This window comes from Pseudalkalibacillus sp. R45 (genome assembly GCF_052246725.1).
GTDB lineage: Bacteria > Bacillota > Bacilli > Bacillales > Fictibacillaceae > Pseudalkalibacillus.
The window spans coordinates 31,295-43,887 of record NZ_JBQQCL010000007.1 but is presented as its reverse complement, the minus strand read 5'-3'; the positions used below and the strand labels follow the sequence as shown (position 1 = coordinate 43,887).

Sequence of the window (12,593 nt, the reverse complement as noted above, 5' to 3'; positions counted from 1 at the left end):
GTAAAGTAATATAAAACCGTGCCAACATTAGTTGACACGGTTTATCAGCATCTATTCTTCTTTAATTGTTCCTGTCTTTGGATCAAAGAAACGCAGCAAGTCACCATAGATGATGCGATCAGAATAATCGAGCTCTTTTTTCGCTTTTTCCATATATGGTTCACACTTTGTTTTCTCTACCTTTTCACCAGTTTCTTTATCATAACATGTGTTATCGGTGTATACGTGATCTTTTGTGATGAAGCTTCCATCACGTAATACTGTAAAGTCTTGACGTTCTTTAGAGAACAAGTCTGATCCAAATTGGATTGTGTTTTTCGTATCTTTTCCGAGCAAGTGCATGATTGTCGGTCTAAGGTCGACCTGACCACCAACAGTATCCATCTCTTTACCATTACCATCCCCAGGGATGTGGATATACATTGGCACACGTTGCAATTGTGTCGATTCAAATGGTGTTATTTCTTTTCCAAGATACTCTCCCATCGCTTTGTTATGGTTTTCTGATATACCGTAATGGTCTCCGTATAGGACGAATACAGTATCTTCATACATACCTTCATTTTTCAAGCTATCGAAGAACATCTTAACAGCTTCATCAGTATAGCGGACTGTTGTGAAATAACGGTTTACAGTTCCATCGTTTGACGTCCACTCAGGAATGAATTCATCTTCCTGTTCTAACGTGAATGGGAAGTGGTTTGTCAGTGTGATGAACTTCGTGTAATAAGGTTCAGGTAATTCTTTCATATGATCGACTGATTGCTGGAAGAAGAACTCATCTTTCATTCCCCAACCAACTGATTCTTCAGGTTTTATATCGTATTTCGATGCTGAGTAGAACTCATCATATCCAAGCGAATTGTACATGATATCACGGTTCCAGAAACTTTTGTTGTTCGCATGGAAGTTCGCTGTATGATATCCTTCCTCATTCAACAATTCTGGGGTAGCCTGATATTCATTTTGTGAATGAGTGAAGAATACCGCTCCACTTGGTAAAGGATACATCGAGTTGTCTAGTAAGAACTCAGAATCGGACGTTTTCCCTTGCCCTGTCTGATGATAGAAGTTAGGGAAATAGTATGTGTCTTCATCTTTCTTCAATTCATTTAGGAAAGGCGTGATTTCTTTTCCTTCCATCTTGTTATCAATTACAAAATTCTGCATTGACTCAAGAGTAATGACAACGACATTTTTACCTTTTGCAGCTCCGAACATTTCTGGATCCGGGCTTTTATAATCAGCTTTAACATAGTTCTCAATATCAGCAATTTCACTTCCGTCAGCCAGGGCACGTTGTGCTTTTGCCTTGGATTGGATGATAGCATCATATGCATGGTAGTTATATGCACCGATATTTTTGATCAACATTTCACGGTCGAAAGAACGAGTCAACAATTGTGGACGTTCTGTTTCAGCAATACCCACGTTTACGATGAAAATGATCAAACTCGATGCGAAAACGAGACCGATTTTTTTAGACGACATTTTGGGTGCCTCAATCTTGCGCATTTTCATATATACAGCAAGAATAATGATATCCGCGAATAATAAAAGGTCATATGGATAAATTAATGATGTGATACTACTGCCCAGGTCACCCATATTGCTGGTTTGGAACAATACCGGTATTGTAATGAAGTCATTAAAGAACCGGTAATATACCATGTTGGCAAATAAAATGAATGACGCAATTAAATTCAAGATCAATATAGCGATATTTCGAGCTTTGCCAGAAAAGAATAAGGCGAAAGCCATAATGAATACCACTGAACTTAATGGGTTGATCAAGAGAATAATTTCTTGTACTGTGTTTTCTATTTTTAGATCAAACGAAATTTTATAAACCAGATACGATTTCAACCAGAGTAAAACACCTGTGATGATGATAATCTGATATTTTGATAGGGTGTTTTTCAGCATCGTACAGTTACCTCCTTGACAAGATGAACTTATCATAATTTTGTTTAGTTATCATTCTCGTAATTATTATTGTTTTCTAACATGTTTTATCTTCACTCGTTTTTCACATGATTGTTATAATACTCCCTTTTTGTTCATTTTTCAAGTGTAATTTAACCTTTTTCAAGAATTTGTAAATTGTATTAAGCTCACGTTAAGTTACTATCCCCTGTCTAAAATACCGCTAAACCTATAGACGAGCAAATAAGAAAAAAGTTTTACTTAAATAAGGAATTTACAGTAACTTCACACTTTGTTCATATTTTTATGTACAACCTCTGGTTATATTGCACTAAAAGGGTTTTGAATCATGACTTTTTTACTATTGTTAATGCCCTCTATTTATCCGGACAAGCCATTATATGAAAAAAAAGAGTCACAGATGACCCTTTTCGGAATTGGTATAGTATTCGTTTTTCTATTCGAGTTTAGGGGATATTGATGCTAATTCTGGTTTCTTAAAGACAGAAGTCGGGCAGAACCGATAACCCCAGCGTCATTACCTAAACTTGCAATTGCAAAATCAGCACCCTCCTGTACTCTCGGAAGTGCATACTTGTTAAATGACTTTTTCAAAGGAATCATCAATAGATCACCTGCTCGTGAAACACCCCCGCCAATGACGATTCTCGAGGGATTAATTACATTTGCCATGTTTGCGATCGCCAGTCCAAGGTGATGGGTGATGACATCAATTACTTCTATCGCCCATTCATCACCTTCACTGGCAGCATTAAATACTTCCTCAGCTGATACCTCCATCCCCTTATCAAGTGTTTTATTAAGTACACTTGTTGGGTGTTGATCAAGGCCTTCCATTGCAATCCTAGAAATGCCCGTTGCCGAAGCGATTGTTTCAAGACAGCCTGTTTTGCCACAGTTGCAAGGAGCCCCACCATCCACAATCGAGGTAATGTGGCCGATTTCTCCAGCCATCCCGTTCGTACCGTGAAGAATGGTGCCGTTTGAAATGATTCCTCCACCAATGCCAGTCCCTAAAGTGATACAAATTAGATCGGATGCCTGTTTCCCTGCACCTTTCCACATCTCGCCAAGAGCAGCAATATTTGCATCATTATCGACAACAACCGTCAAGCCTGTCTTCGATTCCAAGTCATCCTTAAGAGGATAGTTTTCCCATCCAACATTCACTGCGTGATAGACAAAACCGTTTTCCATATTGATAAACCCAGGTGCGCCGATTCCGATGCCCATCAGATCTTTTAATTCCAAACTTAAATCTTCCATCTTCATCTTCAGTGAATCTGCAATGTCTTGGGATATATTCCTACCGTTGTTACTTGTATCAGTTGGGATCTCCCATTTCTCTACAAAATTCCCCTTTGGATCTACAATGGCCATTTTAATGGTCGTTCCACCAAGGTCGATTCCTATCGAAAGTTTGTCCATAATATGTATCATCCTTTAATTCAATTTATTGTGTTCACTTTTTATGATTAGAATCGCATTACGATATTCTTCGTTACTGATCATTCCATTTTGGTGTAATTCTTGTATTTCAAACTGATAAAGGTCTAAATCCGCCTTCCGGTTCCCTGTATAAATAAAAGTACCGAAGCGCTTTAAAAGTTGTTGTACATCCAAGATTGTCCTCATTATCTGCTCACTTCCCTGGATAATCTGTTCACTTCATAGCAATCCTATGTTTTCACCCAACCGTATTATATCATTATTATTCAATTTAAAAAGCGGGTCAAAGCTTGAAAATCTACAGCATAATAAAGAAAACTTGGCAAAGCCAAGCCTTTGGTACAGGCGATCCATAGTTGCGCTTATACTGAAGAAAGTATTTTATACTTTCTTCAGTATAAAAAATAGAGAAGCTTAGTCGCTCCTCTAACGGTCAGGGTCTTTTGGATGTAAAACGATTGGTCTTCTATTCTTGAGGGGAATCGGTGAACGGATGAGTACGTCCCTGAATCCTTTATATGAAAATGGAATGAAAGGCCAAAGGTACGGAATGTGAAAGGATTTAAGCCTTGATAGCAAAATGATCCATAATGTCGTCCCGATCACATAACCAGGCAAAGCGAATATACCTGTCAAAATCAAAAGCATCAATCGGGTCAAACGATTCGCTAAACTTAATTCATACGTCGGAGTCGCGAATGATCCAATTGCTGCAATCGAAATATACAAAATGACTTCATTGATGAATAAGCCCACATCTACAGCTACTTGTCCGATCAAAATCGCAGCGACTAGTCCCAATGCAGTGGCTAAGGACGATGGAATATGGACAGTCGCCATTCTCATGATATCTAAACCGATTTCAATCAGTATGAGTTGGATGAACAATGGCACATCCCCTACTTTGTCAGGTCCAATGAATGCAAGTTGGGCAGGCATCATCTCTGGGCTGATGGCGAACAAATACCAGAGAGGAAGAGAAAAGATAGACAATAAAACTGCAAAAAAACGTACAAAACGAAGATAAGCGCCTACTACAGGTTTTTGCCGATATTCCTCCATATGCTGTAGATGATGCCAGAAGGTTGCAGGTGTAATCAAAACACTTGGTGATCCATCGACAAAGACGAGGATATGGCCTTCATAAAGATGCACTGCAGCAGTATCAGGACGTTCCGTATACCGGACCAAAGGATAAGGATTCCAGTGACGTCCACAAATGAATTCTTCGATTGTCTTTTCAGCCATGGGAAGTCCATCTGTATCAATCTTTGATAATGAATCTTTAATCTTTTCGACTATTTTCGTATCAGCAATATCCTCTATATATGAGATGCAGATATCCGTCTGTGACCGCCTACCGATTTTCATATACTCCATTCGTAAGGAACGATCCCGAACCCGTCTTCTTGTCAGTGACGTATTGAAGATGATCGTTTCTACAAACCCATCCCGTGATCCTCGTACAACCCTTTCCAAATCAGGCTCTGATGGACCACGAACTGGATAGGTTCTAGCGTCGATCACAATTACGGTGTCGATCCCTTCAACAATCAGCAGACTTGGACCACCTAATGAGAAATCAATCGCCTTTTCTAGATCTTCCTGTTCTTCTATTTCCATATATGGAAGATGAGTACGCATCAATTTCGTTAAAGGATCCGGGTCAAGGTCCTCTGGGGCAAGCTTTGATAATAATTTCATCAGATAGTGCATGATTTCATCTTTAACAAACCCATCAATCATAAAAAGGCTCATGCGCCGGCCAGCATACTCCAGCTCTAGATGGATTTGGTCAAAGCTTTTGTCGATACCTAATTCCTCTTTTATATAAGCAATTGTCGAATCATAATCTTTGATTTGTGGTATTTCTTTATGTCGAGACATTTTCCCCATCCTTTCAATTACCATCATTAACCATTTTTATTGGTTACATACAAGGAGAGGGTTTGAATTATAGATTTTCGCAAAATTGCTTAGCTGGACATCACTTCTATGTCTTGACCTACTTCCGCAAGCCTCCTTACTCACTTGCACAGGGGGTGGTAGTTGTTAGTCGAAGATCCTTAATTTTGTTCGTTGCGGGGATTTACAAAAAAAGAGTACTAACTAAGGAGTCAGTACTCTTTCTCATCAAGCATTCATATTAGATTTAAGGTAATAATAAATCAACCTTGCTGTATGTAGCAGTGATGTTTCGTGGGTACGTTCAAAGGCATGTGATGCATCAATACCAGGTCCGATCAAACCATGTTTCACATCAAATCCAGCTCTTATGGCTGCTGAAGCATCCGATCCATAGTAAGGATAGATGTCCATCTGATATTCGATGTGGTTTTCTTTTGAAAGATCTTCAAGGTGTTTTCTCAGGCCGAGATGATATGGTCCACTGGAGTCTTTCGCACAAATTGACACCGTATATTCATCTGTAGCCTGACCGTCACCAATCGCGCCCATGTCTACGGCTAAATATTCTTCTGTCGCATCAGGAATATTAGAGTTTCCGCCATATCCGATTTCTTCATTGTTGGAAATCAAAAAATGGGTCGTGTACGGAAGCTGGAACCCCTCTTCTTTAATAAGCTTGATGACATGCATCAACAAAGCCACGCTAGCTTTGTCGTCCAGATGACGAGATTTGATGAAGCCACTGTCAGTGATTTCGACACGTGGATCAAAAGAAACAAAATCACCTACTGAAATACCTAATTCTCTTACATCATGTTCCGAGTTGACACGTTCATCGATACGAACTTCGATATTCTTTTCATCACGTTTTGCATCACCTGCTTCCTTATACACGTGTACAGACGTTTGATGCATAAGGATCGTACCTGAAAAGCGTTTGTTAGCGGCTGTTTCGATTTGACAATACTCACCTTCAACATGATTCCACCTGAATCCACCAATCATCGAGAGCTTCAATCTTCCATTCGGTTTGATTTCTTTGACCATTGCACCGAGAGTATCGACGTGTGCAGTCAAAAATCGATGACGATCATCATTTTCTCCAGGCAAAGTAACGAGCAAACCACCCTTATGATTCCGTTTTGTTTCCAACCCAAGTTTAGTGAAATAGTCCTCTACATGTGTGATGACTTGGTTGGTGTTTCCAGATGGGCTCGGAATTGATACAAGACCTTCGATTAATTCCATGATTTCCTTCGTGTTAACTTTCTGATTCATAATTTCTTCTCCCCCTCAAAACTATTTCCTTCTAAACTTCCGGACATGTTCATAATTTATATGGATAGGATGTCCATGGAGGTTTAAACGGATATGAAAAAACAAATCTTGATCTTTCTCATATTAGCGACAGTTACCGCAACGTCCCTCTATATGTATAATAACCAAACATCCAAAGTAAAAGAAAGTATTATCTATTTTCCGATTGATCCTTCCGTTACGTTCACATCTGCAGATACGAAAGTCATTTTACTGGAAGAAAAGGATGAGGATGAATATGAAATCCAGTGGAAGGTGAATTCAACCCTCGGGAAAGAGGCGTACTTGAGACAAGATATATCGTTGTTATATGAGGATGGGATGTTGAAAGATACGATGTCCAAATGGGTAGAAAACACCGATACTCTCCAACAGAATAAAATCGTCACGAACGAAGATAGTGGTCATTTCGAGGCGATCAGTTTCCACCATGCAGAATTACATTACCCGAATGATATTATAAAAAGTGCACAAACCATGAGTTATGATCAACTTTATGTCATCGATACCCCTCTCCAACCGTTGGAGTCTTTCAAAACTCCAGAAAACGAAGAGGATCTCAACAATAAAAAAATGTTAGATCATGCAACGAACCAACAGCTTAAAGTGGTGTGGCATAATTTGATACGTCATTACAATGTTTCCATTGAAAATTACTATGTACTTCCATTGACAAAACTCTATGATTATTCAAAACTTCCCCTTCCTGGTCTTTCAAAAGAAAAAACCGACCAAGTGATCGGCGGTTTATGGGAGGGCATTTATAAGAATTATTTTCTTGGTGTCAAATCTCCAAATGGCGAAATTGAATCTCCGATCGGCAGCAGTTTGCCACTCATTCTGATCAGTAAAGATATGACACATTTGATGTTGTTGACAGAAACAAAATCAGGCCAAAACGTACAGCTTATTCAATACATCAATCCTTGAGGTCTCATAACGAATATTAAATAAGAAGAAACTCGTTTAAAACATGTCTTGAACCATTTTATCACGGATACCAGGAAGTCTTAAAAATCCGCGGATAGCAATCGTCCGTAAAAGTTTCATACCAATAATCAGATTTAACAGTTTGTATCGATTTTGATACATTAAAAATGCACCAAGAATCAATAAGACCCATTTCACTAAACCATATCTCATCATCCAAACCACCTTTCATCTATACTATCTGATATCGAAGGCAAATTTATGCAAAATTTTTAAGGATGATTTTTTAAAACAGGACTGTCCACAGAAGAACGTAAAACAGGAAGCTGGTTGAATCAGCCTCCTGTCCATTTATCTGATGATTTGAAGTTCTTTAGGAAATTTGGTCAAGGTTTCATATCCGTCTGAGGTAACAAGAATATCATCTTCAATACGGACCCCACCTACATCTGGTAAATAGACACCTGGTTCGATTGTGTATGTCATACCTTCTTTTAAGAGATTGTCATTGTTTTCACTCATAGATGGATATTCATGAACATCAACTCCGATGCCGTGGCCGATCCGATGAGGGAAGAAATCGCCATAACCTGCATTGGTGATAATATCTCTTGCTTTTTTATCCAGATCACCTAAGCGGATCCCCGGTTTTGACAATTCAAGTGTTTCGAGTTGCGCTTTCAAGACAATATCGTAGATTTCTTTTTGTTTATCATTGACCTCCTGAAATGCAACTGTCCTCGTAATGTCCGAACAATACCCGTCTAACACGACACCAAGGTCGAACAAGACAAGATCACCTTTCTTAAGCTTCCGATTGCCTGGATTTCCATGAGGCTGCCCTGATTTTTCACCGAATAAGACCATTGTAGAGAAGGACATTTCCCGAATCCCCTTCTTCTTCAATTCATATTCGATCGTCGCAAGGACTTCCATTTCTGTGCATCCTTCTCGTAATGCGTTTACTCCTGTTTCAACCCCAAAATCAGCCAGCTCAGCTGCTTTTCTCAGGATTGCTAATTCCTTTTCATCTTTTATAAGACGAAGTTGGTGAAGTTTATCTTCTGCACTATGTAATGAGACAGAAGGGAACATGTTCATGATTTGTTCCGCTCGTGCATAAGAGAGTGTTTCTTTTTCTATCGCGACATGATCAGCTTTGGTGATACCTCGATCTGTTAGTGCTGATTGGATCATTTTCCATGGATCATCTGCATCTCCATGACCAATGATTTCATAATTCCATCCTGCATCCCGTGCTTGAGACACTTCCATTCCTGGACAAACTAGGAACGGCTCATGATCTGGGAAAATAAAAATCCCTAACAATCTTTCATGGGGTTCACAGTTGAAATTCGAAAGATAAAATACGTTGGCAGAAGAATGAACAAATGCTAAAGTTTGCTCTGTTTCTTGCAACCATTTAGAGAATTGTTCTAATCGCTGTTCCATTGTAGACCACAACCTTTAAATAGTATTCTATTGGAAACATACCTTTCTAGCGGCTGTTAGTCAATAAAGAAAACCTGGTAAAGGAGCAAACTCATCAATAACTCTGTACGATTTTTACCCCTTTTTCAACGTAAAAGACACCCCCTATAATTATGCATTGTTCGATACAAGTTTATAGAGGGTGTCCTATTTCATTAGAAAAGTTCGTTCTATCAAATTGTATGAATCATAAACGATGTCTGCGTCTCGGCAGTAAACCTCTGAAAAGTGAACGCGGAATAAATGTGATTAAACGTATCAAGCTGCTGATCAATCTCATGTCTATTCCTCCTTTTTCATCTTTAATAGGTTGTTCACTTTTCAGCAGGATTTAAAACATTAATGAAATTTTATTTCTCCCTCATACCTCCTTCATTCTTTATCCACTTGCTCTTCAAGTACCTTTTCGATTTCTTCATCAGAAACAGTTTCTTCTGGAAATTCTTTGATTTCAAAGTGCTTCATGATCGAGTCCAATTTTGATTTAATTAACGATAAACTATATAAAACATACAAAACAATAAGAAGCGGTACAATGTACAACAGAAAACCGAAAAGAATTTCCATAAAATCAGCCCTCTCTTTAGTAAGGTCCAACTCATTATGTCTTAATCTGATTTTATGAAAGAGATTATATAAAGTATTACTCTTAGAGTCCTATCAGCTTCATAATCGATCAATATCAATAGAAAAGCTGCCTGGATATGCATTCCAGGCAGCCGTCAATACGTGTATTCCAATCCTCAGACAGTTTTCTTTCCAATACCGATTCCTGTGTAACCAAGCAGTATTGTAAATAACGGCGATAGGAAGAGGAAAAATACATAAGGCAAGTAACTGATTACATCAACCCCAAGAGTGGATGCGAAAAATGCACCGCTCACTCCCCATGGAATCAATGGATTCACGAGCGTTCCTGCATCCTCTAATGTACGTGACAAATTTCTCAAGTCTAGTTGTTGTCTCTCGAAATGAGGTTTGAAAGATTGTCCAGGAATCAATATAGATAAATATTGTTCTCCAGTAAATACATTAACTCCTATTGAGGAAACAGCAGTGGTAGCAATGATGTTTCCACGGCTTTTGATTTTGTTTTCCAGCAACCTTACAAAGGTTTCAAGTATCCCTAGAGCACGAACCAACCCACCTAACGACAATGCAATCCAAATGAGTGAAACTGACCACATCATAGACTGTATTCCACCCCTATTGACTATTTCATCAACAGTCTTTCCTCCGGTTTCCATTTGAACCCCATTTTGCAGCATGGTAAAAATCTCAGCACCAGAGGATTCCCCTTGGACAAACAGTATGGTAAGAATTCCTGTAATGACCCCAACGATCAACGCTGGAATCGTCGGAAAACGCATAAGCGCTAATACAACGACGACAAGAGGTGACAGTAATGTCCAACCACTGATATTAAATGATTGTGTCAAATTTTCCTGTACCTGCTTAATCGAGTTCAATCCATCGACTCCGTCTGCGCCGGTACCCATACTTAGAAATATGACAATCGTTATCAGTAGTGCTGGTATTGTCGTCCACATCAAATGTTTGATGTGATTGAATAACTCAACTCCTGCTACAGCTGGCGCAAAATTCGTTGTATCAGAGAGTGGTGACATTTTATCACCAAAACAAGCACCACATATAATAGAGCCTGCAGCAAGCCCAGGGTGGACACCTAAGCTTGCCGATAACCCCATTAGAGCGACCCCGACTGTTCCGATGGTGGTAAAAGAACTGCCTGTAAAGCTGGAAACGATGATTGTAACAAGCAATGCACTGATCGTGAACCAGTGTGGTTCAATAAAGTCAATGCCGTAAAATAACATCGTTGGCACTGTTCCGCTCATCATCCATGTTCCGATCAGCATGCCGATCACCATCAATATGAGTACAGGTTTAATACCAACAATAATTCCATCTATCAACCCTTTCTCCATCTGCTCCCACTTATATCCGAATCCTTTAGCAAGGATCGCAATAGAAACGAGCGAGAGGAGTAAAGGGATATGTGGTTCTGTTTTTAAAATAAGCATCGAGTATAATATTATTCCTACTAGTAAAATTAATGAAATGAATGAAAACATGACGTTATTCTTAGATGTCATATGGATGTCCCTTCCTTTTTCTGCCCTTATATTTATCGTAACCATTAATCAAAGAAAAAAGCTGCCGACTCGGTCCACAGGGGCGAAATCATCGCGGTACCACCCTGCTTGACGTGTTCAACAGCATCAACTCTTCATTGATAAAGGTCATGTAACCTATAAGCTCCACGAATGTAATTTCGTTCTTGTCCCTTCCTTAGCTTTCACCAACCGCTAAGTCTCTGATGTTTGAAGAAGACCGACTACTGATTTCGCTTCAACACTTTTATGCTTTTGTGCGTTCAAGTATGAATGTACTTCTACTATAAAACCTTTTCTACTACCCGTCAAGGAATTTTTCTATCGCTGTTTTCGAAAGGTTGTTTTCGAAAACTTTGTTGCTCTTGAAAGTCGTTGATTTCCGCTCCAGGATGCTCACTTTCCGCGGGGCGTGCGGTGAGCCCACTCGTCGCCTTGCTACCTCAGGAGTCTCCTTTTCAAGGAAGCATTTGTGCTCCTGCGTCTACAAGAAAGTCCTGTCGAAGCGAGCTTCCTCGTCGCATGCCTTGGCGAGGAGATTACTATTCAGGTAGTAGGCACGCTGATCCCGCAGGACAAGGAAATCTTCGGCAGCGTTACATCGCACGAAGAAAATGCGATTTTCATTTTCGAGGAGTCTCGCACCTTGCTCTCGAATCAACTTGCACAAGGTGAATTTTTAAAAATGACTCAAAAGCAAAATTCTTTTAGAAAAGAGCTTTTCGAAAAGATCGGCTTTTTTATAATGAAGAAAGTATTTATACTTTCTCTAATGTAAAAAACACTTTTTACAGTTGTGTACTGAAAAAGTGTTCAATCAAACATTTCTTTATAATCCGCAGGTGTATTTATATTCCGAAAACACCTCGCCATTTCATCCGAATTGTACGAAATATACGCACATTCTACACGGTTTAACAAATCGGTCAATCGTCTTCTTTCATTTTTCAACAGGTTGAAAAGGACAGGCTTGACTGCTGCGGGATATAGCGCTGTTAAAGGCTGAACCCGATTTCTTGTATCCGGCACAATCGAGCAGTCGGTTTTAAATAAAAAATGGATACTGATCAATTGGCGAAAGACCTGTTGCTTCATCAATGGCATATCACAAGCGAGTACTAGATAATACGCAGCTTCATAAGCATTCATTCCTGAATAAATTCCGGCAAGCGGCCCCTCCCCTCTGAATTCAGGATCATCCGTTATCACTGTTAAGCCTTCCTGTTCATCAATAGATGACCGAAGGGAAGGATGGGCGACCACAACGATATGGTCCACAAGGGGCTGAAGTAGATCCAATGCAATTTTATAAAAAGGTCTCCCCTCAATCTCTTCCAATGCTTTTGGTGTACCGTATCGTCTTGACTCTCCACCTGCTAGTACAATTCCGGCATACGAAGGTTTCATCCTCTTTCC

Annotated in this window: 12 protein-coding genes; 2 read left to right on the top strand and 10 right to left on the bottom strand. The window is 39.5% G+C overall.

Annotation, left to right across the window (positions count from 1 at the left end; genetic code table 11):
- Positions 1-51: 51 nt before the first annotated feature.
- From ACTWQL_RS13360 to ACTWQL_RS13340, 5 genes are all read right to left on the bottom strand, one after another.
- Entirely contained in the window at positions 52-1,926 is a 1,875-nt protein-coding gene (locus ACTWQL_RS13360; protein WP_443142936.1) for an LTA synthase family protein, read from the bottom strand.
- 483 nt (positions 1,927-2,409) lie between these two features.
- Positions 2,410-3,375, bottom strand: coding sequence for an ROK family glucokinase (locus ACTWQL_RS13355; protein ID WP_443142935.1), 966 nt, complete (start codon positions 3,373-3,375; stop codon positions 2,410-2,412).
- A 15-nt stretch (positions 3,376-3,390) separates the two neighbouring features.
- Positions 3,391-3,570: a YqgQ family protein gene (locus ACTWQL_RS13350; protein WP_443142934.1), complete on the bottom strand. Its 180-nt coding sequence runs from the start codon at positions 3,568-3,570 to the stop codon at positions 3,391-3,393.
- 252 nt (positions 3,571-3,822) lie between these two features.
- Complete coding sequence (locus ACTWQL_RS13345) at positions 3,823-5,283, bottom strand: spore germination protein (RefSeq protein ID WP_443142933.1); 1,461 nt, start codon at positions 5,281-5,283, stop codon at positions 3,823-3,825.
- 246 nt (positions 5,284-5,529) lie between these two features.
- On the bottom strand, positions 5,530-6,582 hold the full coding sequence (locus tag ACTWQL_RS13340) for a M42 family metallopeptidase (protein WP_443142932.1): 1,053 nt from the start codon (positions 6,580-6,582) through the stop codon (positions 5,530-5,532).
- A 93-nt stretch (positions 6,583-6,675) separates the two neighbouring features.
- Between ACTWQL_RS13340 and ACTWQL_RS13335 the strand changes: the two genes are divergently transcribed.
- Entirely contained in the window at positions 6,676-7,551 is an 876-nt protein-coding gene (locus tag ACTWQL_RS13335) for a hypothetical protein (protein ID WP_443142931.1), read from the top strand.
- A gap of 36 nt (positions 7,552-7,587) precedes the next feature.
- On the opposite strand, the gene ACTWQL_RS13330 is transcribed toward ACTWQL_RS13335, so the two are convergent.
- From ACTWQL_RS13330 to nhaC, 4 genes are all read right to left on the bottom strand, one after another.
- Positions 7,588-7,764 (bottom strand): hypothetical protein, encoded by a 177-nt coding sequence (locus ACTWQL_RS13330; protein WP_443142930.1) that lies wholly within the window; start codon positions 7,762-7,764, stop codon positions 7,588-7,590.
- 138 nt (positions 7,765-7,902) lie between these two features.
- Positions 7,903-9,003 carry a M24 family metallopeptidase gene (locus ACTWQL_RS13325; RefSeq protein WP_443142929.1) on the bottom strand — a complete coding sequence of 367 codons (1,101 nt, stop codon included), beginning with the start codon at positions 9,001-9,003 and terminating at the stop codon, positions 7,903-7,905.
- A 411-nt stretch (positions 9,004-9,414) separates the two neighbouring features.
- Entirely contained in the window at positions 9,415-9,609 is a 195-nt protein-coding gene (locus ACTWQL_RS13320) for a hypothetical protein (protein WP_443142928.1), read from the bottom strand.
- A 176-nt stretch (positions 9,610-9,785) separates the two neighbouring features.
- Complete coding sequence (gene nhaC, locus ACTWQL_RS13315; RefSeq protein WP_443142927.1) at positions 9,786-11,159, bottom strand: Na+/H+ antiporter NhaC; 1,374 nt, start codon at positions 11,157-11,159, stop codon at positions 9,786-9,788.
- A gap of 490 nt (positions 11,160-11,649) precedes the next feature.
- Between nhaC and ACTWQL_RS13310 the strand changes: the two genes are divergently transcribed.
- Entirely contained in the window at positions 11,650-11,955 is a 306-nt protein-coding gene (locus tag ACTWQL_RS13310; protein ID WP_443142926.1) for a hypothetical protein, read from the top strand.
- 35 nt (positions 11,956-11,990) lie between these two features.
- Here the strand turns inward: ACTWQL_RS13310 and mobA are convergent, their stop codons facing one another.
- Positions 11,991-12,584, bottom strand: coding sequence for a molybdenum cofactor guanylyltransferase (gene mobA / locus ACTWQL_RS13305; protein ID WP_443142925.1), 594 nt, complete (start codon positions 12,582-12,584; stop codon positions 11,991-11,993).
- Positions 12,585-12,593: the final 9 nt, after the last annotated feature.